Here is a 22,964-nt window from a genome sequence, read left to right as displayed (position 1 = left end):
GATCCGGCGACTTGTCACGCACACGTTTTGGTCGTGTCAGGTCGACAAACCGATCACCACCCACATGATCAGGGTTCCTGAGACCGTTGCGGCGAGGGTCCAGCCGGTTGAACGCCTGGTCGTGTGGGCCTCCGGGAGGATGTCGGAGGTCGCCAGATAGAGGAGGAAACCGGAGAAAAGCCCCAGGTAGGCGGTCAAGATGTGGGGCGGGATGGCGATGAGGAACGTCAGGGTGGCGCCCAGTACGGGGGCCAGGGCGTCGAGGGTCAGGAGGGTGAGGGCGCGGCGGCGGGCGTTTCCGTACAGAGACGTGATCGTGTACGTGTTGAAGCCGTCGGTGAAGTCGTGCGCGATGACACCTATCGCCACGGCCACGGCGAGGGAGGCGTCCGCCTGGTAGGAGGCGCCGATGGCGGCGCCGTCCAGGAAGCTGTGGATGACCAGGGCGGATCCCGCTGCGATGCCTACGCCGGCGCGGGCGTGGCGGTGGACGGCGTAGTCGCTCTCGTGGGCGATGTGCATGCCCATGGCGCGTTCGACGATGTGGATGCCCAGGAACGCCAGGGCGAACATGAGCATCGGGAGGGGCACGCCGAGGACTTCGACGGCGTCCCGGGTGAGAGCTTCCGGCAGGAGGTCGAAGGCCACCACGCCGAGCATCACGCCCGCGGCGGCGCCGAGGACGAGGTGGCGGTTGTTCTTGACGCGGTCGGCCACCAGCCCGCCCAGCAGCGTCATGAGGAAGGCCGCCAAGGAGAGCAGGATAGGCACGGTTCCTCAGGCTAGGGGTGGTGAGGGGTGGGCGGGTGGTACGACACTCGGCCTGGCGTCTTGAGGATCCGGCCCGTCTGTGTCCGCGTTACCGCTGTTCAGCGCCGCTGCTTCCCGCCGCTGCTTCCCGTCGCCGCTTCCCGTCGCCGCTGCTCATCGCAGCTTCCCGTCGCCGCTTCCCGTCGCAAAAGGTAGGGCTGGTGCAGCGAAGGTCACGCAAGGGAGTGAGGTAGAGGCGGGGCCTACGGGCCGAAGGACCGCACAACCGAAGGGCCGCACAGACCGAAAGACCACACAGACCGGAGGGCCGCGTAAGCGGGGGTTCAGGTGGGGCGGGGAGGTCGGGTGGGGGAAGGGAAAGTGCAGGCGGGCGTGGGGCAAATGGGGCTAAGCTGTTGTGGCATGGTCGCGACGCTCCTGCATGAGATTCCGCTGCAGGGCGGGGACGTGACAGACGGGGTGGTGCGCGTCGGTGACACGGTGCGCAGGCCGGTCGGTCCGGCCACGCCCGCCGTGCACGCCCTGCTCAGACACCTTGAGTCAGCCGGGTTCGGGGGTGCGCCGCGGGTCGTGGGGACGGACGGGTCAGGACGCGAGATCCTCACGTACGTCCCTGGGCGGAGCGGGTTGGTGCCGGCGAGTTCGACCGATGCGTTCCTGGCTGATCTGGCCGTGCTGGTACGGGAGTTCCACGACGCGACGGCGGGGTTCTCGTTGTCCGCAGGCGGGTGGGAAGGCGGGTCGAACGACGACCGCGCGCCGGAGATCATCGGACATTGCGATTTAACGCCGGACAACGTGGTCTTCCGCCAGGACGCCACCACGACGACCTACCTCCAGCCCACCACCACACCCACGCTCATCCCACCGCCCACGCCCGCCCCGCCGCCCACGCTCATCCCGCCGCCCACTGGCACACCCACTGCCAAACCCCCCGCCACACCCACCGCCACGCCCGCCGCCACGCCCTGCGCGCTGATCGACTTCGATCTGGCCCGTCCGACCACCCGCCTGTTCGACATCGTCACCACCCTGCGCCATTGGGCCCCGATCGCCGACCCCGTCGACCGTCATCCGCTCCAGCGCAACGTCGACGTCGGTGCCCGGATCCGCCTGTTCTGCGACGCGTACGGCCTGCCGCCCCGCGAGCGGCGGCGCCTGCTCGAACTGTCCAGGTTGCGCTTCCACCGCTCCTACGACGTCATGCGCACCCGCGCGGCCGCGGGCGGCAACTGGGCCAAGATGTGGACGGGCGGCGCGGGCCAGCGTATCCGGCGGGCTGCGGCCTGGCTGGATGTGCACGAAGATGAGCTTCATGCGCATTTGGTATGACCCGCTAGGTCTCGCCCTCGGTGTCGCGCTTGACCAGGTTCTTGGCGACCCGCGTAGCTCCGCCCATCCTGTCGCCCTCTTCGGACGGGCGGCGGCGAAGCTGGAGAAGTCGTCGTACGGCGACACGAGGTGGCGCGGCGTCGCGCATGTTGGGATCTGCGTCGGCGGCGCGACCGCACTCGGCGTCCTGGCTCAGAACAGCGGCGACCGGACCGTCCGTACGGCGGTGACGGCGCTCGCCACCTGGGCGGTGCTCGGCGGCACCACCCTCGCCCGCGAGGGCACGCACATGGCCGAGGCCCTGGAGCAGGGCGATCTCCGGCGGGCCAGGGCCCGGCTCCCCCACCTGTGCGGCCGCGACCCCTCCCGGCTGGAAGCGCCGGAGCTGGCCAGGGCGACGGTGGAGTCGCTCGCGGAGAACACCTCCGACGCCGTGGTGGCCCCGCTGTTCTGGGGCGCGGTGGCGGGCGTTCCCGGATTGCTGGCCTACCGGGCGGTCAACACGCTGGACGCCATGATCGGCCACCACTCCCCCCGCTACGAACGGTTCGGCTGGGCGGCGGCCAGGCTGGACGACGTGGCGAACTACGTACCGGCACGGGTGACCGGGCTGCTGACGGCGGCGCTGGCGCCCGCGCCCGCGAAGGCGCTGCGGGTGCTGCGGCGGGACGGCCACCGCCACCCCAGCCCGAACGCGGGCAGGTGCGAGGCCGCCTTCGCCGGCGCGCTCGGCGTCACCCTCGGCGGCACGAACGTGTACGGCGGCAGGGTCGAGCACCGTCCCACGATGGGCGACGGCCCCAAGCCGGACGTCAAGGACATCCGGCGCGCCGCCCGCCTCACCCGCGCGGTCGGATTGGCCGCGGCAGGACTCGCCGTGCTCACCGCATGGAGCCTGCGCCGCCGCCGTCCCGGATAGCGGCGCTCACCACATGAAGCCTGCGCCGCCGCCGTCCCGGATAGCGGCGCTCACCACATGAAGCCTGCGCCGCCGCCGTCCCGGATAGCGGCGCTCACCACATGGAACCTGCGCCGCCGTCCAGGATGATCGCGGTAATCAGCTAATGGCGGTCAACTCATTATCCGATTGAGATTGATCGCGAGCCAGATGACGAATGCCGCGACCGCGGTGACGCCGACCAAACCCTTCACCGCGTGGTGCGCGGTCTCCCGCCGGACCGTCACCTGCCTTTGCGTTTGCTTCCAGACCTGCCTGAGCATGATCATGTTCTGGAAGCGGCGTCCGAGTGCGAACAATGCCAGCCCGATGAGGACGAAGAGGATGACACGACCATCGGCAGGTTCCACGACACGGCCCCCTTTGTCGGTCTTGAAGAAGCTATGCCCCCGCACAGTGGACACTTACGATACTCGCATCACAGCTGTTTGGGATTAATTAATCGGGTCGAGATCCACCACGATGGGCGCGTGATCGGACGGCCCTTTCCCTTTGCGCGCCTCGCGGTCGACGTACGCCTTCCTGACCCGTTCCGCGACGTCGGTGGAGGCGTACACCAGGTCGATTCGCATGCCCTTGTTCTGGTGGAACATCCCGGCCCGATAATCCCAGTACGTGTACGGGTGCGGCCCCTTCATCGGCGTCGGGACCACGTCGTGCAGCCCGAGATCCAGCAGCTCGGCGAGCGCCTGGCGTTCGGCGGGGGTGACGTGCGTGGCGCCGACGAACAGTGCGGGATCCCAGACGTCGGCGTCGGTCGGCGCCACGTTGTAGTCGCCGCAGGCCACCAGCGGCGTGCCCATCTCCTCGGCCAGCGCGTCCCGCAGCGCGGCGAACCAGGCCAGCTTGTAGGCGTAGTGAGGGGAGTCGAGCGCCCGGCCGTTGGGCGCGTACAGGGACCAGACCCGCAGGCCGCCGCAGGTCGCGCCGAGCGCGCGGGCCTCGGGACGGGCGGCGCCCACGCCGTCGAGCTCGGCGAAGCCGGGTTCGCCTGGGAAGCTCAGCGTGACCTCCTCCAGCCCCACCCTCGACAACACCGCGACGCCGTTCCACCGGCCGTCGCCGTGGGCGGCGGCGGCGTAGCCGAGCTCGCTCACCTCCGCCACGGGGAACGACTCCGCGGGACACTTGGTCTCCTGAAGGCAGACGATGTCGGGCTCGGTCCCGGCCAGCCAGTCGAGCAGGCGCGGCAGCCGTGCCTTGACCGAGTTCACGTTCCAGGTCGCCAGACGCATCCTCCCAGCCTGCCACCGACAGGCGGTCCGTGCCCGGGAGCGGCACGGACCGGCGGTTCAGACCGCCTTCATGAGAGAGGCCGAGATCTCCCGCAGGAAGCCGCCGCCGCCCGCGTCGAGGGCGGCCCTGGCGTGCCGTACGGCGTCGAGGACGTTGCCCGCCGCGCTCGGCGAGTCCTCCACGACCATGCGCAGCTCCACCTCCAGCGGCGAACCGCCGAACCCCTCGCCCTCCAGCCGGATGAACGCGATCTTGCGGTCGTCCAGGAAGGGCAGGTACTGGGCGCCGACGTGGATGGAGGTGCCGGCGCCGGTCGTCTTGGTGGCCCGCTTGTCCGCCATCCTGGCCGGGTCCTGGAGGTTGGCGAAGTCCATGTTGCCCCCGGCGAGGAGCTGGTGGCCGGCGGTCAGGCGCACGCCGTTCGCGGTCAGGGCGTCGACCAGGGCGCGGTGCACGAGGGTGGCGCCGAAGGAGCTCTTCAGGTCGTCGCCGAGCAGCGGCAGCCCGGCCGCGGCGAAGCGGTCGCGCCACCGTTCGGAACGGGCGAGCACGGCCGGCATGCAGTTGACGAACGCGCAGCCGGCCTCGACCGCGGCCTCGGCGTACAGCTCGGTGGCACGCTGGGCGCCGGTGGGCAGGAAGTTCACCACGACGTGCGAGCCGGTCTCACGCAGGTGGGCGGCCACGTCGGCGACGGTGGTGCCGCCGCTCGGGTCGACCAGCTCGGCCGAGCCCGCCCCCACGCCGTCGGCCAGGACGCCCTCCCGCACCGGCACGCCCAGGTGGGGCACGTCGGCGAAGCGGCGCGCGTTGTTCGGCTCGGCCCAGATCGCCTGTGACAGGTCCAGGCCGAGCTTGGCGCGGCCGACGTCGAAGGCCGCGGTGAAGCGCACGTCGGAGACGGCGTAGCCGGCGCACACGGGGTTGAGCAGGCCGGGCGCGTCGCCGTCCCGGTAGTGCTCGACCCCTTGTACGAGGGACGACGCGCAGTTTCCAACACCGATCAGGGCGACGTTCACGGTTGTCATGCGGACGTTCATATCAGCCCGGTTCTGCGGGCCACGGCGGCGGCCTCGACGCGGGAGGCGGCGCCGAGCTTGGCCATGATGTTCGACACGTGCACGCCGGAGGTCCTGGCCGAGATGAACAGCCGCTCGGCGATCTGCCTGTTGCTCAGCCCCTCGGCGACCAGGCCGAGCACCTCCAGCTCGCGGACCGACAACCCCGGCGCCGCGGACAGGGCGACCCGCGCGGTGGCGGCCGCCGCCTCGGCCCGCCGCCGCAGGGGCTCCGCGCCGAGCGCGGCGGCGACGGCCAGGGCCTCGCGCAGCGGCTCGCGGGCCCGCGCGGGGTCCTGCTCGGCCGCCCTGACCAGCGCCTGCCCCAGCTCGTACGGCTGCCCCACCGCCCGCCAGGCGGCCACCGCCTCCGCCCACGAGCCGCCGCACTCGGCCTCGAACGTGGCCCGGTACGCCTCCTGCACCCGCCCGACGGTGGCCAGACCGGCGGGCGCGGCGCGTACGCGTCCGATGCGGGCGGCGAGGGCCAGCAGCGGCCAGGCGTAGCGGCGGCTGCGCGTGAGATCGTGCTCCGACAACACGTGGTCGATCAGCCGGCCGGCCCGTCCCAGGTCACCCCCGGCCTCGGCCAGGCGGCATTCCAGCAGGTCGGGCTCCAGGCAGGAGTCGTAGCCGCGCGACCGGCCGCGCATCAGCGGCCGGGCCTGCGCCAGCAGGCGGGCGGCCTCGGCGAGCGAGCCCTCCTGCACGGCGACCCAGCCGAGCACGAGCAGGATCCAGGCGCGGTAGATCGGCGGCGGGTCGAGCGCGAGCGCGAGCGCGGCGGCCTCGCGCGCCTCCCGCCAGCGGCCCAGCGAGGCCAGCGGCTCGGCCAGGTTCGCCGCCAGGTGGGCGCCGCGCGCGCGGGCCAGGCCCAGGCGGGCGGCCTCGGCGATGCCGCGGCGGGCGACGGCCTCGGCCTTGACGTGCTCGCCGGCGGCCTGCAACACGTCGGCCTCGCTGGCGTACGACACGAGCAGGGCGTCGTCGTCGGGCGCGGCGGTCCTGGCGCGGGCGTACAGCGCCGAGGCGGTGGCGAGGTCGCCGTCGAGCGCGGTGAGCTCGGCAAGGGTGGCCAGGGACCTGGCGTCGCCCAGCCCGTACGCCTGCTCGGCCAGGGCGCGGGCCTCGTCGTCCTGGCCGTTCCAGGCCAGTGTGCGGGCCAGGGCGCCGAGCAGCCTGGACTCGCGCGGGGCCAGGCGGACGGCCTCGCGCAGGTCGTCCAGTCCCTCCTCGCCGAGCAGGTCGCGGATCGCGACGCGCAGCTCCAGCAGGTGGGCCGCGCGCAGCGGGTCGGAGATCTCGGCCAGGGCCCTGGTGGCCAGGTCCTCGGCGCGGTGGGCGGCGCCTTCGCACAGGGCGTCCCTGGCGGCGTGTTCGAGCACCTCGGCGTGGTCCTGGCCGTCCGCGTACGCCCACAGCTCCAGTACGAGGTCCCATCTGCGGGCCCGCCAGGCGGCCTCGAAGGCGCGCGGCCCGTCCCCGGCGGCGTGCCAGTGGTCGGCGGCCAGGTCGGGCTGGGCGGGGGCGCAGCGGGCGTGCAGGCGGCGGCGTTCGCCGGGGAGCAGGTCGTCGTAGACCGCCTCGCGGATGAGCGCGTGCCGGAAGACGTAGGCGTCGCCGTCCACGAGCAGCAGCCGGGCCCGTACGACCGGCCGCAGCGCCTCGTCGAGCGCCAGGTCGTCGAGCCCGGCGACCTGGCGCAGCACCTCGTGGGGCGTCCTGCGCCCGGCGACGGCGGCGATCCGCAACACGTCGAGCCCGGCTCCCGGCAGTTTCTCGGCGCCGGCGAGCAGCAGTTCGCGCAGCGAGGCGGGGGTCGTGGCGCCCGCGTCGGCCAGCGCCTCGGCGAACAGCGGGTTGCCCTCGCTGCGCGCCATGATCGCGTCCACGTCGTCGCGGCCGAGCAGGCGGGCCACCTCGTCGCGGCCGAGCGGCGGCACCCTGATCACCTCCGCGCCGGGCAGCCGCAGCGGCTCGCGCGAGGTCGCGACCACCGTCACGCCGGGACGCATGAGGTTGCGCAGCAGGAACACCAGCAGGTCGCGGCCGGCCTGGTCGGCCCAGTGCAGGTCCTCAAGTACGAGCACCAGGGGACGGCGCTCGGCGGCCCGCTCGACCAGCAGCAGCACCTCCTCGAACAGCCGGGCCCGGCCCAGGTCGGGCGTGTCGTCCAGCTCCCCCAGCTCGGGCAGCAGGCACGCCAGCCCCCTGCGCCCGCCGCCCGGTACGAGCCCGGCGCCGTACTCCCTGACCAGGCGGCGCAGCACGGGCACGAACGGCGCGTACGCCGGCCCGCCGGGATCGGCCCCACCCTCGGCGACCAGCGCGTCCAGCCCGCGGACGAACTCCGCGACCAGCGCGGACTTGCCGATCCCCGCCTCCCCCACGACCAGCGCCGCGCCCGGGGCACGGTCCCGCACCGCGGCCAGCCGGCCCAGCTCGGCCTCACGTCCGACGAACACACCTCACATTATGAAGAGGCGGCTACGCATCATGCCCGATCCCACCCAGGGCAGGATTTGTCACCGTCATGGGCATGATGACGCGATCGCTGGCCCTGATGATGGCCGCCTCGGTGACCGGGATGCTGGGCTTCTTCCTGCTGTTCTCCGCCGTCCCTCTGTACACGGCCACGGGCGGCGCCGGAGCGTCCGGCGCGGGCCTTGCCACCGGCGCGATGATGTCGTCCACGGTCCTCGCCGAACTGGCCGTCCCCTGGTTGTTGTCGAGGCACGGCTACCGCGCCGCGATGGCGCTCGGCCTGATCCTGCTCGGCCTGCCCGCCCTGCTGCTGCCGCTGTCGGCGGAACTGTCCGTGGTGCTGGCCGTGTCCCTGCTGCGCGGGGCCGGCCTCGGCGTGCTCGTGGTGACCGGCACCGCGCTGACCGCCGAGCTGGTGCCCGCCGAGCGCCGCGGCGAAGGGCTGGGCCTGTACGGCCTGGCCGTCGGCGTGCCCTCGGTCCTCGGGTTGCCGCTGGGGTTGTGGGCGGCCGACGTGCTGGGGTTCGCGCCCGTCTTCGTGGTCGCCGGGCTGCTGCCCCTGGCCGGGCTCGTCGCCGTGACCGGCCTGCCCGCCGCCCGGCCCGGTGCCACCGCCGCGGGAGGGCGGGAGCGCGTGCCGGTCGCGCCGATGCTGATCTTCGGCTCGGTCACGGTCTCCTTTGGCGTCCTGGTGACGTTCCTGCCGCTGGCGGGCTCGCCCGGCCTGGCCTCGGCGGCCCTGCTCGCCCAGTCGCTGGCCACGCCCGTGGCCCGCTGGTGGGCGGGCCGGTTCGGCGACCGCCACGGCTCGGCCAGGCTGCTCGTGCCGGGGCTGCTCGCCACCGCCGCCGGCACCGCGCTTCAGGCGTGGACGGACGCGCCCGTGCCGGTAGTGGCCGGGATGGCGCTGTTCGGGGCGGGGTTCGGCGTGCTGCAGAACGCGACGCTGGCCCTGATGCTGGAGCGCGGCGGCGCGGCCCGGGTCAGCGCCCTGTGGAACCTGGCCTACGACGCGGGCATGGGCGTGGGCGCGACGGGCTTGGGGCTGGTGCTCGGGCACACCGGCTACCGGCTGGGGTTCGCGCTGGTGGCCGGGCTCGTCGCGGTGACGATCCCGCTGGCTAGGGTCAGGCCCGCGTACGCGCCACTCCCACGGTGATCTCCCGGCCGAGCCGGTGGCCGGTCAGCAGCTCCAGGTCGTCGCCGCTCCAGAACCTGCCCGGGTCGTACCAGTTGGGACGGCGCCCGCCGGGCAGCAGGCCCATCTCCTCGTAGGTGACGGCCACGACCTCCGCGCAGTACGCGCTCTCCAGCGTGCGGTCGTCCCTGGCCCGTCGCGGGATGCGGCCCCTGGCCCAGCGGGCGGCCAGCCGGGCCGTGGACGGGAACGGGGTGCCGTCGAGGCGGGCGACCGTGCGCAGCGCGGCGTCCTCCATCTCGGGCGTGGCCTGGGGTTCGAGCTGACGCAGCCAGGGACGCTGGCCGTAGCGGTCGGCCCAGACGGTGACCGCGTCGCGCAGGTCGTGGAGCTGGACCCCGCGATGATGGGCGCCCGCCCACAGGTCGAGCAGCGACTTGCCCAGCTCGGCGTGCCACATCATGGGCGGCAGGTCCTCGATCACGATCGCCATGCCCACGTGGTTGACCGGGCTGTTGGTCATCGTCTGGATGGCCCGGTCGGGCACGGACCGGCCGCGGAAGATCCACAGATCGCCGGTGCGGGTCACCTTCACGGCCTCGTCGAGAGTCAGCACATCGCTAGCCTAGGCACATGCGCTGGTGGAAGATGCTCGGTCTGGCGGGAATCGCGGGAGTCGCGGCGACCGGGGTGGTGATCGCGCGGGCCGAACGCCGCCGCCGCGCGTACACGCCGGAGGAGATCAGGACCCGGTTGCGGGAGCGCGTCGAGGCGTCCGCCGCCGATCCGGATCAGCCGGAGGGCCGCAGGTCGTAGGCGAAGACCACGTCGGGGTAGGCCGGGTTGTCGTCGTAGCCCTGGACACCGCCGAGGTAGGCCCTCTGGTACTTCACCACCCAGGGCAGCGCCGCGGCGGCCCGTACGTCGAGCACCCGTCCGGTGGCCTGCTCGTACGCCGCCTGCGCCGCCTCCTTGTCGGTCACGCTCAGCTCGGGCAGCCCTTCGAGCAGTTCGTCCAGCGTCCTGTCGCGCAGGTAGGACAGGTTGAACACGGGCGGGTTGCCGCTGCGGAAGACGTTGCCGAACCATGAGTAGCCGTCGGCGTAGTCGGGCCACCAGTACATGACGAAGATGTCCTGGCCGCGTTTCCTGCCCTGCTGCCATTGGGCGTTCCAGGACATGGCGCGGGCGTCGAGCGTGACGTTCAGCGGCCTCAGCACCGCCTCCAGGCTGGTGGCCAGCAGCCGCTGGTCGCTGTCGCCCTGGGCGTAGGTCAGCCGCAGCCGCAGCGGCCGGCCGCCGGGTCCGTACCCGGCGCGGGTCAGCAGCCGCGCCGCGCCGGCCAGGTCCTGCCGGGGCGGGCGGCCCGGGACGTGGCCGAGCAGCCCTTCGGGGACGACGCCGCTGGCCGGCGTGCCCGCTCCCCTGAGCGCCCTGAGCAGGCCGCGGTAGTCGACGGCCTTCTGCACCGCGCGGCGCACCCGTACGTCCTTCATCGGGCCGCTCGCGGTGTTGAACAACATCAACGCGGTCTGGTACGAGTCCCGCTCGCTGGTACGCACCCCTGGCGTGACCGCGGCCCTGGCGAACAGGCGGGGGTCGAGCCGGTCCACGAAGCTCACCTCGCCGCGCGCCAGCATCCGCCACGACCGGTCGGGGTCGGGCACGACGCGGTACTTGACGATGCTGTAGTGCGGCTTGTCCCAGCCGCCCCAGTATCGGGGGTACGCCTTGAGCGTCAGCTCCTCCTCCTGCCCCGGACTCCAGGCCGCCACCGTGTACGGCCCAGACCCCGCGTCCCTGCCCTTCCCGAGCCAGGAGCGCAGGTCCGGCGCCGCCTGGGTGTCGTAGACGTAGGCCGCGTACCCGGAGGAGGCGATCAGGTCGAGCGGCACGGCGTACTTCAGCGCGAACGTGACCGTGCTCGGGTCCTCGGCCCTGATGGAGGAGACGGCGTCCCAGATGTAGGACGCGCCCGCGCGGGTCTTCATCGTGCGCTCGATCGACGCCTTGACCGCCGCCGCGTCCACCGGTCTGCCGGTGTGGAACGTCGCGCCCTCGCGCAGGGTGAACGTCCAGGTGCGGCCATCGGGGGTCGAGCGCCAGGACGTGGCCAGGCGGGGGGTCGACTTCTTGGTGAACGGGTTCCAGTGGGTGAGGGTCTCGTAGACGTTCTGGAAGGCGATGATCTCGTTGGAGTAGGAGCTCGCGGGGTCCCAGTCGGAGATGACGTCGAGGTTCTGCGCGTACACGAAGGCCGACTCGGCCGCCGGGGAACGGGAGGGCTCGGGGGCGCCCGGGTCCTGCGGGGATGCCGAACAGGCCGACAGGAGCACCAGCGCGGCGGCCGCTACGAGACGACGGCGCAACGCATCTCCCTCTGTAACCGATTTGGGGGAAACCTACTGCAAGATCACTGACAGATGTCCAAAAGTCCCGAAAAATTGGGCAATTGGGTGATCGAATTGCTATCCTCTGGGCTTGTCCCGTCCGGGGTTGCCAGCAGGGGACCGACCGGAGTGAGGTGCCATGGGTCGTAGCCGGACGATCCGCATGAAGATCATCGGACTACTACTCGTGCCCCTGACCTCCATGGTCGTGTTGTGGGGGGTCATCACCGCCGTCACCGCCGGCGAGAGCCTGGAGCTGCGTCAGTACAAGACACTCTGGACGAACCTCCGCCATCCGGCGTACACGTTGATCAGCGAGCTCCAGGACGAGCGTCTCACCTCGGCCAAGCTGCTGCGCCGGGCCTCCTCCCAGAAGGACGTGGCAGACCAGCGCATCCGCACCGACGCCGCCAGGGACGCGTTCAGAAAGCTCTCCAGCAACTCCAAGGACCGATCGGAAGAGATCCGTACGCAGGTGGACGCGGTGTACACGCAGCTCGACAGGCTCGACGCGATCCGGGGTGAGATCGACGACGGCCTGTCCGACCGTCTGCTCGCCGGTGAGGCGTACAACACCGTGATCGACGCCCTCTACGGCCTGCACCGGCGCGTCGCGCTGATCGACGACCTCCCGATCTACGAGCAGTCCCGCGTGATCATCGAGCTGGGCTACGCCAAGGAGCTGCTGACCAGAGAGCAGTCCATCGCGCTCGGGCCCGTCACGGCGGCCGAGCGCCGGCAGTTCGCCCAGATCGTGGGCAACCGGCGCTTCCTGATCGACCAGGGGCTCGGCGAGCTGGACCCGAGCATGCGCGACACGCAGGTCTCGCTCGTCACCTCCCCCGCCTACCAGCGCATGCGGCTGATGGAGGACCGGATCATCGCCGGCGCCGCGCCGCCGCGCGGCTGGCTGTCCACGACCGAGGCGATGTCCCAGACGTTCGGGGAGTCGCTCATGCGGGCCGGCACGCTGCTCAACTCGCGCGCCGACCCCGTGGCTGACCAGGTGCTGTCGCGGGCGTTCATCCTGGCCGGTACGTGTTTCCTGCTGGTCATCGTGTCGATCGTGTTCTCGCTGCGGATGGGCAACCGGCTGTCGAAGGAGCTGGGCGCGCTCCGGCTCGCCGCGCTGGAGGTGGCCCAGGAACGGCTGCCGCACGTCGTGGCCAAGCTGCGCAAGGGCGAGACGGTCGAGATGCCGGAGTTGTCGGTGGCGACCAGCACGGTCGAGATCGGCGACGTCGGCCAGGCGTTCTCCACCGTCCAGCAGACCGCCGTCGAGGCCGCGATCGGCCAGGCGCAGCTCAGTGAGGGCGTCGGGCACGTCTTCCGCAACCTCGCCAGGCGTTCGCAGGCGCTGCTGCACCGCCAGCGCATCCAGCTGGAGGACATGCAGCACCGCGCGACCGACCCCGAGGCCCTGGACGACCTGTTCCGCCTCGACCACCTGACCACCCGCATGCGCCGCCACGCCGAGGGCCTGATCATCCTGTCCGGCGCCACCCCGGGCCGCGGCTGGAGCAAGCCGGTGCCGCTGCTCGACGTGGCCCGCGGCGCGACGGCCGAGGTGGAGGACTACCGCCGGGTCACCGTCGATCCGATGTCCGGCCAGCGCCTGGCCGGGCCCGTGGTCGGCGACATGATCCACCTGGTCGCCGAGCTCATCGAGAACGCGACCGTCTACTCGCCCCCGCACACGCAGGTCATCGTGCGCGGCGAGGAGACGGCCCGCGGCTTCGCCTTCGAGGTCGAGGACCGCGGGCTCGGGATGAGCCCCCAGGAGCTGGCCGAACTCAACGAGCGGCTGGCCAGCCCACCCGAGTTCGACCTGGCCGACAGCGACAAGCTGGGGCTTTTCGTCGTCTCCCGCCTGGCCGCCAGGCATGACATCCGCGTGACGCTACGCGGTTCACCATATGGAGGGACCACCGCGATCGTGTTGATCCCGGCTGAGCACGTGGCCGATCCGGAACCGGAGGCCGACGTGAAGGAGCCCGCCCGTCCTGTGATGCGGGTGGTGCCAAGTGAGTGACGAGCGATGGCTGGACGAGGACGCCGGTCCGATCGTCCCCGCCTATCTGCTGACCAGGGGCCGTACGGTGCCCGCGAGTGAGGCCATCGACCTCATCGCGGTCATCGTCACCGCCGGTGGGCTGACGCCGCCGGTCGGGCTCGGGCCCGAGCATCTGATCATCATGCAGAAGTGCACCAGGCCCACCCGGCTGGTGGACGTGGCCGCCGAGCTGAACCTGCCCATCGGCGTGGTCAGGGTGCTCGTCGGCGACCTGCACGCGCGGCAACTCGTACAGGTCGAGCTGCCGCCGCCGGCGCCGGACGCCAAGGTGCTGCTGGAAGTGATCAGTGGGCTGAAGGCGCTGTGACGACCCTGCTGTTCAGCCGTCCGTAGACCGCCGCGAACACCGCCGCGAACAGCCCGGCCACCGCGGCGGTGCCGAACACCCACTGGAACCCCAGGACGCCGGGCCGCGCGGCCAGGATCGCGGCGATGGCCGCGCCCGCCACGCTGCCGCCGACGATCCGCACCAGCGCGTTGACGCCCGCGGCCAGCGCGGTCTTGGACGGCTCGACGTGCTCGACGGCCATCGTGCCCAGCGCGGCGTAGCCGACGCCGAGGCCGACGCCCATGAGGGAGGAGGCCACGTACAGGGTGGCCGGGGTGCCGTGCTCGACGGCCAGCCACGCCCCCGACAGCCCGGTCACCGCCGCGCCCGTGGCCACCATGTACGAGGCCGCGAACCGGCGCATGATCCGCCCCGCGAACAGCGAGATGACCAGCATGAACAGGGTGCTCGGCAGCAGGAAGAGCCCGACCTGGAGTGTCGAGGCGCCGAAGCCGTAGCCGGTCGCCACCGGGACCTGGGCGAACTGCGACATGCCGGTCAGCATCGTGAAGAACGAGAAGCCGAGCAGCATCGAGGAGACGGTCGCGCCGACCGTGCCCCTGTGCAGCAACATCGACATCGCCACCAGCGGCTCGGCCACCTTGCGTTCGACCAGCACCCAGACCGCGGCCAGCACGACGGCCGCGGCGAACAGGCCGAGCACGCCGGGCGACGTCCAGCCCCACGACCCGCCCTCGCTGATCGCCAGCAGCAGCGCCACGAGCCAGGCGGTCAGCAGTACGGCCCCGGCGAAGTCGGGACGGCCCTTGCCCGCGGGCGCGACGTCGCGGACCAGGAAGGCCACGATCACGACCGCCACCAGGGAGATCCCGCCGGTGATCCAGAACACCAGGTGGTAGTCGCCGGCGGCCAGCCCGGCCAGGATCATGCCGCCGCCGCTGCCGAAGCCCATCGTCGCGCTCAGCACGCCGATGCCGGTGGCGAGCTGCTGTCTGGGCAGCATGTCCCGGACCACGCCGATCGACAGCGGGACCAGCGCGGCCACCGCTCCCTGGAGGATCCGGGCGACGATCAACCAGGTCAGCGACGTGGCCAGCGCCGCCATGACCGAGCCCGCCACCAGCAGGGCCAGCGCGCCGAGGATCATCGGGCGCCTGCCGTACATGTCGCCGAAGCGTGACAGCAGCGGCGTGGCGACCGCGGCGACCAGCAGGCTGATGGTGAGTGTCCAGCTCACGGCCGAGAGAGAGGCGTGCAGCTCGCGCTGCAGCACGGGAAGCAACGGGACCACGGCGGTGTTCTGGAGGGCGGCGATGGAGGCCGCGAACGCCAGTGAGACCACGGTGGGCCAGGGGTTGCGCATCGACGTCTCACGCGCCGCGGACGCGACGGCTGTCGCCATGTCGGCTCCTTTAGATAACTTAGGTAAGTAACCGAGCAACGATGATACATACGTAAGTTAGGTAAGCAAACAGATGGGCGAAGATCTCAACAAGACGGTGTCGGCGTTCCGGAAGTTGATCATCACTCTCAACCGCGCCAAGACCCACGAACGGCTCACCCAGGCGGCCGGCGTCCGGCTGGACCGGCCCGACGTGCAGATCCTCGTCCACCTGCTGGACGTCGGCGAGCCGCGCAGGATCGGCGTGATCGCCGAGGGGCTGCAGGTCGAGAGCCCACACGTGACCAGGCACGTCGCGGCCCTGGAGCAGCGCGGGCTGGTCGAGCGCGTACGCGACGCCGACGACCGGCGGGCCTGGCGCATCGCGCTCACCGAGGAGGGGACCGAGGTGGCGGGCAGGTGCCGCCAGGTCACCACCGAGTGGTTCGAGGAGACGCTGTCCGACTGGCCGGAATCGGAGCGGGCCGAGCTGGCCAGGCTGATGACGAAGCTGTCGGACGACCTCTGCGAGCACATGCGCGCCCGGTACATCTGAAAAAGGCGTTGCCTGACCGGCGGCGCGGGCGGCATGCTCGTTCCATGGTCAACCGGCGAATGCGCATGCCGCACCCGTCCGGGGGTCCCCGCCTCTGAGGCCGCGGCCCCCGGGCCTGGACGACGTTCCAGGCGGGTGGGGGCGCTGGTGTGCCCGGCGGTTTCATAAGCCGCTCCAGGCGGGTTCGATCCCCGCACCCGCCACCGGATTGCTGGTAGAGATGGGCTCATGCGGATTTCGGTAGCGGCGGACAGCAAGGACGGGGTGGCCGTACGGGTCGTGTCCGAGCTGCGCGGGCGCGGTCACGACGTCCTGACCCACGGCGCCCTCGACGACGGCGAGCGCGACGACTGGGCGTGGGCCTGCGAGCGGGCCGCCAGAGACGTCGCCGACGGCCTGGCCGACCAGGCGGTGGTCTGCTGCTGGACGGGCACCGGCGCCTCGATCGCGGCCAACAAGGTGCCGGGCGTACGGGCCGCGCTCTGCGTCGACGCCTACACCGCCGACGGGGCCCGCACATGGAACGACGCCAACGTCCTGGCCCTCAGCCTCCGCCTGACCTCGGACGTCGTGCTCGGCGAGATCCTCGACGCCTGGTTCGGCGGGCGGCCCAGCACCGATCCCGCCGACGTCGCCAACGTCGCCCACCTCGCGGAGATCTAGGCTCTGCGGCATGGACAACTTACGGTGCACGCATTGCGGCGAGGAGGCGCTCGAACCCGGGTTCATCGCGGACCAGGGGGAGCACGCCCGCGGGTATGCCCGATGGGTCGAAGGGGCCCTGCAGCGCGGGATCTTCGGCGGGGCGCGGCTGATGGGGCGTCCCAAGTGGGAGATCGACGCCTACCGCTGCCGCCACTGCCACCACCTCGAACTCTTCGCCAACCGCCCCGACTGACCCGGCCGACCCGCTCCGGGCCGCGGGCGCCGTTCCGGGGACGGGCGGCACGGGTTCGGGACCGTCACACTCGCGGGCACGGAAATCGTCGGTGGCGCCGTCTAGGGTGCTTGCCATGACCGACGTGCTGATCCGCGGCGGGCGGCCCTGGGGGCTCGCGTTCGCCGCCGACCTGCTCGTCCGCGACGGCCGCGTCCACCGGGTCGGCGCGGCGCTCGACGCGCCCGGCGCCGTCGTCCTCGACGTCTCCGGGCAGCTCGTCCTGCCCGGACTCGTCGACGCCCACTGCCATCTCGACAAGACCCTCTACGGCGGCCCGTGGGTCCCCCACTCCGCCGACGACTCGCTCGCCGGCCGCATCGCCAACGACCTGGGCCGCCGCGCCGAGCTGGGGGTGCCGAGCGTCGAGCGCGCCGCCGCGCTGCTGGCCCGTATGAGCGAGGCCGGCACCACCCACGTGCGCACCCACACCGACATTGACCCCGTCGTGGGCCTGCGGGGCGTGGAGGCCGTGCGCGAGGCCGCCGCCCGCTCCCCCGTCGACGTGCGGCAGGTCGCCTTCCCGCAACACGGCGTGCTCACCAACCCCGGCACCGCCGACCTGCTGGCCGAGGCGCTCAGGAGCGGCGTCGAGGCGATCGGGGGCCTCGACCCGGCCGGCGTCGACCGCGATCCCGTGCGCCACCTCGACCTGATCTTCGGCCTGGCCGACCGGTTCGGCGCGCGCCTCGACATCCACCTCCACGACGGTGGCTCGCTGGGCGGCTGGGAGCTGGAGCTGATCACCGAGCGCACCAGGGCGCTGGGCCTCGGCGGCCGGGTGACGGTCAGCCACGCCTACGCGCTGGGCGAGCTCGGCGAGGCCGCCCAGGACCGCCTGATCCAGGGGTTCGCCGACGCGGGCGTGGCCATCGCGACCGCCGCCGTCTACAGCTACCCGGTGCCGCCGGTCAAGAAGCTGCGCGCGGCCGGCGTCACCGTCGCCTGCGGCCACGACGGCATCCGCGACCTGTGGGGCCCCTACGGCTCGGGCGACATGCTGGAGCGCGCGATGCACCTCGCCTACCGCAGCGCGTTCCGCGCCGACGAGGACATCGAGCTCGCGCTGGAGGCCGCGACCGTGGGCGGCGCGCTGGCCCTCGGGCTGCCCGACTACGGCCTCGCTCCGGGCGACCGCGCCGACCTCGTCGTGGTGCCCGCGAGCGGCCCAGGAGAGGCAGTGGTCGTTCACCCTCGGCGCACTCTGGTCATGAAGGACGGCGTCGTCCTGCACAATTGACCGGCGGGACCATCGAAAGGCAGGCAAGTGCTCTCTATTCACCAGCGGATCGCGGCAGAGCTCGACGTGCGCGACGGGCAGGTGCAGGCGGCGGTCGAGCTGCTCGACGGCGGCGCCACCGTGCCGTTCATCGCGCGCTACCGCAAGGAGGTCACCGGCGCCCTCGACGACGCGCAGCTCCGCACGCTTGAAGAGCGGCTGCGCTACCTGCGCGAGCTCGACGACCGCAGGTCGGCGATCCTGGAGTCGATCGAGTCTCAGGGCAAGCTCGACGACGAGCTGCGCGCGCAGATCATGGCGGCCGAGACCAAGGCCAGGCTCGAAGACATCTACCTGCCCTACAAGCCCAAGCGGCGTACCAAGGCGCAGATCGCCCGTGAGCTGGGCCTTGAGCCGCTGGCCGACAAGCTGCTCGGCGACCCGACCCTCCACCCGGCCACGGTCGCCGCGGAGTTCGTCACCGAAGGCGTGGCCGACACCGGCGCGGCCCTCGAAGGCGCCAGGGCGATCCTGATCGAACGCTTCGCCGAGGACGCCGACCTCATCGGCGACCTGCGCGAGCGGCTGTGGAGCCGGGGCCGCCTGGTGTCGAAGGTGCGCGAGGGCAAGCAGGAGGCGGGGGCGAAGTTCTCCGACTACTTCGAGTTCACCGAGCCGTTCACGAAGCTGCCCTCCCACCGCATCCTGGCGATGTTCAGGGGCGAGAAGGAGGAGGTCCTCAGCGTCGCGCTGGAGCCCGACGAGACCGCCGACTACGAGCTGCGCATCGGCGCCCGGTTCGCCATCTCCGACAAGGGGCGTCCGGCCGACAGCTGGCTGTCGGAGACCGTGCGGTGGGCCTGGCGCACGCGCATCCTCGTCCATCTCGGCATCGACCTGCGGATGCGCCTGTGGCAGGCGGCCGAGGACGAAGCGGTGCGCGTGTTCGCCGCCAACCTGCGCGACCTGCTGCTCGCCGCCCCGGCCGGCACCCGCTCGACCATGGGCCTCGACCCCGGCCTGCGCACCGGCGTGAAGGTGGCCGTGGTCGACGCCACGGGCAAGGTCGTCGAGACCGCCACCATCTACCCCCACGAGCCCAAGCGCCAGTGGGACCAGTCACTGGCGGTGCTCGGCGCGCTGGCCCAGAAGCACGACGTCGAGCTGATCGCCATCGGCAACGGCACCGCCTCGCGCGAGACCGACAAGCTGGCCGGCGACCTGGTCAAGCTCATGCCGTCGATCACCAAGATCGTGGTGTCGGAGGCGGGCGCGTCGGTCTACTCGGCCTCGGCCTACGCCTCCCAGGAGCTGCCCGAGCTCGACGTGTCGCTGCGCGGCGCGGTCTCCATCGCCCGCCGGTTGCAGGACCCGCTGGCCGAGCTGGTCAAGATCGACCCCAAGTCGATCGGCGTCGGCCAATACCAGCACGACCTGGCCGAGTCCAAGCTCTCGCGCTCGCTCGACGCGGTCGTCGAAGACTGTGTCAACGCGGTCGGGGTCGACGTCAACACGGCTTCGGCGCCCCTGCTCACGCGCGTGTCGGGCATCGGCTCGACGCTGGCCGAGAGCATCGTCCGCCACCGTGACGCCAATGGGCCGTTCCGGAGCCGTATGGCGCTCAAGGACGTCTCGCGGCTCGGGCCCAAGGCGTTCGAGCAGTGTGCCGGCTTCCTGCGCATCCCGGGCGGCGACGACCCGCTCGACGCCTCCAGCGTGCACCCGGAGGCCTACCCGGTGGTCCGGCGCATCCTCGGCTCGGTCCAGACCGACCTGAAGACGCTGATCGGGAACACCTCCGCCCTGCACACGCTCCGCCCGCAGGACTTCACCGACGACATCTTCGGCCTGCCGACCGTCACCGACATCCTGCGTGAGCTGGAGAAGCCCGGCCGCGACCCGCGTCCGGCGTTCAAGACGGCCGCGTTCAAGGAGGGTGTGGAGAAGATCTCCGACCTGGTGGCCGGGATGATCCTGGAAGGCGTGGTCACCAACGTGGCCGCCTTCGGGGCGTTCATCGACATCGGCGTCCACCAGGACGGCCTGGCGCACGTGTCGGCCATGTCCCACAACTTCGTCAAGGACCCGCGCGACGTGGTCAAGCCGGGTGACATCGTCCGCGTCAAGGTTCTCGACGTGGACATCCCCCGTAAGCGCATCTCCCTGACCCTGCGCCTGGAGGACGACGTCACCCAGCCGTCCCAGGAGGGCCGCCCGCCCCGCAAGTCCGGCAACCGCGCCGAGGGTGCGGGCAACGAGGGCCGCGGCGGCAACGGCAACCGCGGGGGCGCTCCCCGCGGCGAAGGCGGCCGCGAAGGCGGCGGCCGCGGTGACGGTCGTGACGGCGGCCGGGGCGACGGCGGCCGGAACGGTGGCGGTCGTGGTCAGGGTGGTCAGGGCGGTCGCGGCGACGGCGGTCGTGGAGACGGCCGCGACGGTGGCCGTGACGGCGGTCGCGGCCAGGGCCGCGGTGACGGACAGCGCGGCGGCCAGCGTCGCCAGGACCGTCCGGCTCCCATGGGCGCGATGGCCGAAGCCCTCCGCAAGGCCGGCCTCGGCGGCGACAACCGCTGACCTCGCCAACGACTGAGCGGTGGGCCAGCCCGGCCCACCGCTCAGACAGGCCAACCCGGAGCCGGGCCGCCGCTCAAACAGGCCAGGCCGGACCGGGCCGCCGCTCAGACAGGCCAACCCGGACAGGCCCGCCGCTCAGACAGGCTCAGCCGGCCGGCCGGCTGAGCCGTACCAGCCCGCTCGTTGAACGAACCGGCCCAGCGCACCGGCCCTTGGGTGGGGGCGTTGCCGGTTGGCAGGGCGATACGGTCGGAGGGTGAGCACAACTGCGTTTTCCACGGCGGTCGCCCAAGCCCGCGACCTGCTCAGGTGGCGTTCGCCGCTGCGGACCGAGCTCTGGGCGGCCCGGCTCGCCGCCGGTCTGGAGCCCGGCGAGGTGGAGCCTTTCCTGCGCGAACTGGCCGCGGACGGCAGCGCCGAGTCGCGTCTCACCCTCGCCGCCCTGGCCGCGGTCGACATCACCGGCCGGGCGGCAACGGGCTCTCTCCTGGACGAGGATCGCGAACCGTCCGAGGATCAGAGGCCGTCCGAGGATCAGGAGCCGTCCGAGGGGCGTGAGTCGTTCGAGGCGGGCGGTACGGCGGCCGGTGGGCGGATTCTGGGGGTGGAGGTGCCCGGGGTGACCGGTACGGACCTCGGCCTGCCCGGATGGGTCGACCGTATGGGCCAGGTGACCTGCGAAGAAGCCTGGTACGGCAAGGCCGACCCGTACGGCGAGCAGACCTTGGCCGTCCTGTCCTTCCGGTACGAGAACGGCAAGGAACCTCACATCCTCGTCGTCGGCATCGACCAGCCCAACGGCGGCCTCGCCGTGGACGCCGTGGTCGAGGAGGTCAAGTTCCTCGACGACCTGGGGTTGGGTCCGGCCGAGCCCGGGGTGGTGGCGGGGCGGGTGCTGGACGCGTTCGAGCTGGGTGACCGGATCATGGGGGCGCAGGTGGCCGACACGCTGCCCGCCGTCCGGCCGCTGGCCATCGCCCGGGCCCTCGCCGTGACCGGGCTCGTACGGCAGGCGCCCGACGGCACGCTGGCCGATTTCCATGATCTGCCTGATGTGCCGGGGGCGCGGGAGGCGTTCGAGAGGCTTGCGGAGTTCGTGGGGGAACGTCCGTTGTGGTGGAGTCCGGCGCGGGTCAGCCAGTTCCTGACGTCGTGGCTGCCGAGGGAGGCGATCCTGTCGGACGCGGCGGTGGCCGCGATGCCGGAGGTGGTCCGGGCGTGGAGCCGTTTCAACGGCGACCAGCCTGCCGTACTGCGCCAGATCGACGAGGATGCCCCACGCCTGCCCACCCTGATGGCCGACGAGTCGCTGGCGGGACTCGTCAAACGCCTCGCCCAGCAACGCCCCTGACCTCGAACCTGGCTCACGGCACCGGCGGCGTCGTGGGAAGGCCGGTGTGCGTGGGTGGATCGGGTTGGGGGTGGGGGCGGCTATGCTGCGCAGTGACGTTTAGCAGTGCCCCACTTGGGCGTTTCGAGGGAGACTTGCGCGATGTACAAGGAGTTCGCTGTCGAGGCCGTCATGTGGCTCGTCCCGGTTGCGGTGCTGATCGGGGTTGCGCTCCTCGTCACCTCCTGAGCCGCCAAGACCCGAGAAGGGGGCCGGGCACGAGCTCGGTCCCCGTTCACTGAGCGCACACGGCCTCTGAGTGACGGCAGGGGTATCAGGACGCCCACGCCAGCAGGGGGCTGTCCTGGCGGAGGCGTTTCAGGGCCTGCCGTTCCAGTTGCCTGATGCGTTCCCTGGTGAGCCCGAGCCGGGCCGCGATCTCGGTGTAGCTCTGCGCCTGCTGCCCGGTGAGCCCGTACCGGAGCCTGATGACGAACGCCTCGCGCGGCGGCAGCGCCGTGACCACGTGCTGGACGTCGGCGCTCATGGCGCGGCGCTCGGTGAGTTCCTGCACCTCCAGACCGTCCTCGTCGGCGATCATGTCGCCGATGCGGCCCTCTCCGAGCTCGCCGACCGGGATGTCCAGGCTGATCACCTCCTGGCCGGCCCGGCGTAACGCGGCGACCTGGGCGCGGGACAGCTCGGCCGACGTGGCGAGCTCGCCGTCCGTCGGCTCGCGGCCCAGGTCGGCGGCGAGCCGCCGCCCGATCCTGAGCAGCCGCGACAACTCCTCGGCCACGTGGATGGGCAGCCGTACGGTACGGCTCTTGTCGTGGATGCCGCGCTCGATGGCCTGGCGGATCCACCACATCCCGTACGTCGAGAACTTGTACCCGCGCGCGTGGTCGAACTTCTCCACGGCCCTGATCAGCCCGAGGTTCCCCTCCTGGATGACGTCGAGCAGCGGCAGTCCGCGGAAGGCGTAGCGCCTGGCGGCGGCGACGACCAGGCGGAGGTTGGACCTGATCAGCTCGTCCTTGGCACGCCGCCCGTCACGTACGACGAGCTGGAGCTCCGGGGTGTCCGCGCCGCGCTCGATCAGGTGTCCCGCGTACAGTCCTGCCTCGATCCGCCGGGCGAGGTCGACTTCGTCCGCGGCGGAGAGCAGGGGAGTTTTTCCGATCTGCTTCAGGTACAGACCGAGCAGGTCGGGCTCTGCAGCCGACATGTTCCGGCA

The 22,964-nt window shown here is 72.0% G+C and carries 21 protein-coding genes and 1 tRNA gene; 13 read left to right on the top strand and 9 right to left on the bottom strand.

Features of this window, described 5'->3' with window-relative positions; all coding sequences use genetic code 11:
• Window positions 1-36: 36 nt before the first annotated feature.
• Window positions 37-771 carry a ZIP family metal transporter gene (locus IEZ27_RS09975; RefSeq protein WP_189646910.1) on the bottom strand — a complete coding sequence of 245 codons (735 nt, stop codon included), beginning with the start codon at window positions 769-771 and terminating at the stop codon, window positions 37-39.
• Window positions 772-1,173: 402 nt separating this feature from the next.
• Between IEZ27_RS09975 and IEZ27_RS53750 the strand changes: the two genes are divergently transcribed.
• Window positions 1,174-2,103, top strand: a complete 930-nt coding sequence (locus IEZ27_RS53750) for a protein kinase family protein (protein ID WP_229823807.1) — start codon at window positions 1,174-1,176, stop codon at window positions 2,101-2,103.
• A complete protein-coding gene (locus tag IEZ27_RS09960) occupies window positions 2,087-3,022 on the top strand; it encodes a cobalamin biosynthesis protein (protein WP_189646909.1) in 936 nt (311 codons plus the stop codon). Before IEZ27_RS53750 ends, IEZ27_RS09960 begins: the two co-directional genes overlap by 17 nt.
• 152 nt (window positions 3,023-3,174) lie before the next feature.
• On the opposite strand, the gene IEZ27_RS09955 is transcribed toward IEZ27_RS09960, so the two are convergent.
• From IEZ27_RS09955 to IEZ27_RS09940, 4 genes are all read right to left on the bottom strand, one after another.
• Window positions 3,175-3,411: a hypothetical protein gene (locus tag IEZ27_RS09955; protein ID WP_189646908.1), complete on the bottom strand. Its 237-nt coding sequence runs from the start codon at window positions 3,409-3,411 to the stop codon at window positions 3,175-3,177.
• Between the two features lie 84 nt (window positions 3,412-3,495).
• Window positions 3,496-4,296: an exodeoxyribonuclease III gene (locus IEZ27_RS09950; RefSeq protein WP_189646907.1), complete on the bottom strand. Its 801-nt coding sequence runs from the start codon at window positions 4,294-4,296 to the stop codon at window positions 3,496-3,498.
• A gap of 57 nt (window positions 4,297-4,353) precedes the next feature.
• Window positions 4,354-5,325: an inositol-3-phosphate synthase gene (locus IEZ27_RS09945; RefSeq protein WP_189646906.1), complete on the bottom strand. Its 972-nt coding sequence runs from the start codon at window positions 5,323-5,325 to the stop codon at window positions 4,354-4,356.
• Window positions 5,326-5,333: 8 nt separating this feature from the next.
• On the bottom strand, window positions 5,334-7,820 hold the full coding sequence (locus tag IEZ27_RS09940) for an ATP-binding protein (RefSeq protein ID WP_189646905.1): 2,487 nt from the start codon (window positions 7,818-7,820) through the stop codon (window positions 5,334-5,336).
• Between the two features lie 74 nt (window positions 7,821-7,894).
• Here IEZ27_RS09940 and IEZ27_RS09935 point away from each other — a divergent pair, with 74 nt between their 5' ends.
• Window positions 7,895-8,998 carry an MFS transporter gene (locus IEZ27_RS09935; protein ID WP_229823805.1) on the top strand — a complete coding sequence of 368 codons (1,104 nt, stop codon included), beginning with the start codon at window positions 7,895-7,897 and terminating at the stop codon, window positions 8,996-8,998.
• Here IEZ27_RS09935 and IEZ27_RS09930 read toward each other — a convergent pair.
• Window positions 8,967-9,590, bottom strand: coding sequence for a hypothetical protein (locus IEZ27_RS09930; protein ID WP_221762303.1), 624 nt, complete (start codon window positions 9,588-9,590; stop codon window positions 8,967-8,969). The two genes, IEZ27_RS09935 and IEZ27_RS09930, sit on opposite strands and share 32 nt — an antisense overlap.
• 20 nt (window positions 9,591-9,610) lie before the next feature.
• Between IEZ27_RS09930 and IEZ27_RS09925 the strand changes: the two genes are divergently transcribed.
• On the top strand, window positions 9,611-9,793 hold the full coding sequence (locus IEZ27_RS09925; protein ID WP_125636917.1) for a hypothetical protein: 183 nt from the start codon (window positions 9,611-9,613) through the stop codon (window positions 9,791-9,793).
• Here the strand turns inward: IEZ27_RS09925 and IEZ27_RS09920 are convergent.
• Window positions 9,769-11,346, bottom strand: coding sequence for an ABC transporter substrate-binding protein (locus tag IEZ27_RS09920; RefSeq protein WP_189646904.1), 1,578 nt, complete (start codon window positions 11,344-11,346; stop codon window positions 9,769-9,771). The genes IEZ27_RS09925 and IEZ27_RS09920 overlap by 25 nt on opposite strands.
• A 160-nt stretch (window positions 11,347-11,506) precedes the next feature.
• Between IEZ27_RS09920 and IEZ27_RS09915 the strand changes: the two genes are divergently transcribed.
• Window positions 11,507-13,399, top strand: coding sequence for a sensor histidine kinase (locus IEZ27_RS09915; RefSeq protein ID WP_229823803.1), 1,893 nt, complete (start codon window positions 11,507-11,509; stop codon window positions 13,397-13,399).
• A complete protein-coding gene (locus IEZ27_RS09910; protein WP_125636919.1) occupies window positions 13,392-13,748 on the top strand; it encodes a DUF742 domain-containing protein in 357 nt (118 codons plus the stop codon). Before IEZ27_RS09915 ends, IEZ27_RS09910 begins: the two co-directional genes overlap by 8 nt.
• On the opposite strand, the gene IEZ27_RS09905 is transcribed toward IEZ27_RS09910, so the two are convergent.
• Window positions 13,726-15,132: an MFS transporter gene (locus IEZ27_RS09905; RefSeq protein ID WP_229823802.1), complete on the bottom strand. Its 1,407-nt coding sequence runs from the start codon at window positions 15,130-15,132 to the stop codon at window positions 13,726-13,728. The two genes, IEZ27_RS09910 and IEZ27_RS09905, sit on opposite strands and share 23 nt — an antisense overlap.
• 73 nt (window positions 15,133-15,205) lie before the next feature.
• Here IEZ27_RS09905 and IEZ27_RS09900 point away from each other — a divergent pair, with 73 nt between their 5' ends.
• The 7 genes from IEZ27_RS09900 (at window position 15,206) to IEZ27_RS09870 (ending at window position 21,748) form a co-directional block, all read left to right on the top strand.
• Window positions 15,206-15,667, top strand: coding sequence for a MarR family winged helix-turn-helix transcriptional regulator (locus tag IEZ27_RS09900; protein WP_189646903.1), 462 nt, complete (start codon window positions 15,206-15,208; stop codon window positions 15,665-15,667).
• A gap of 130 nt (window positions 15,668-15,797) precedes the next feature.
• Window positions 15,798-15,870: transfer RNA gene (locus IEZ27_RS09895), tRNA-Met, on the top strand.
• Between the two features lie 25 nt (window positions 15,871-15,895).
• Window positions 15,896-16,330: an RpiB/LacA/LacB family sugar-phosphate isomerase gene (locus tag IEZ27_RS09890; RefSeq protein ID WP_125636921.1), complete on the top strand. Its 435-nt coding sequence runs from the start codon at window positions 15,896-15,898 to the stop codon at window positions 16,328-16,330.
• Window positions 16,331-16,340: 10 nt separating this feature from the next.
• Entirely contained in the window at window positions 16,341-16,565 is a 225-nt protein-coding gene (locus IEZ27_RS09885; RefSeq protein ID WP_125636922.1) for a hypothetical protein, read from the top strand.
• Window positions 16,566-16,680: 115 nt separating this feature from the next.
• Entirely contained in the window at window positions 16,681-17,844 is a 1,164-nt protein-coding gene (locus IEZ27_RS09880) for an amidohydrolase (protein WP_189646902.1), read from the top strand.
• 27 nt (window positions 17,845-17,871) lie between these two features.
• Window positions 17,872-20,397, top strand: a complete 2,526-nt coding sequence (locus IEZ27_RS09875) for a Tex family protein (RefSeq protein ID WP_189646901.1) — start codon at window positions 17,872-17,874, stop codon at window positions 20,395-20,397.
• 256 nt (window positions 20,398-20,653) lie between these two features.
• Window positions 20,654-21,748, top strand: coding sequence for a hypothetical protein (locus IEZ27_RS09870; RefSeq protein WP_189646900.1), 1,095 nt, complete (start codon window positions 20,654-20,656; stop codon window positions 21,746-21,748).
• Between the two features lie 313 nt (window positions 21,749-22,061).
• On the opposite strand, the gene IEZ27_RS09865 is transcribed toward IEZ27_RS09870, so the two are convergent.
• On the bottom strand, window positions 22,062-22,955 hold the full coding sequence (locus IEZ27_RS09865) for a sigma-70 family RNA polymerase sigma factor (protein WP_189646899.1): 894 nt from the start codon (window positions 22,953-22,955) through the stop codon (window positions 22,062-22,064).
• Between the last annotated feature and the right edge of the window lie 9 nt (window positions 22,956-22,964).

This window comes from Nonomuraea spiralis, assembly GCF_014648435.1.
GTDB classification, from domain to species: domain Bacteria; phylum Actinomycetota; class Actinomycetes; order Streptosporangiales; family Streptosporangiaceae; genus Nonomuraea; species Nonomuraea spiralis.
This window is presented reverse-complemented; position numbering and strand designations above follow the sequence as displayed.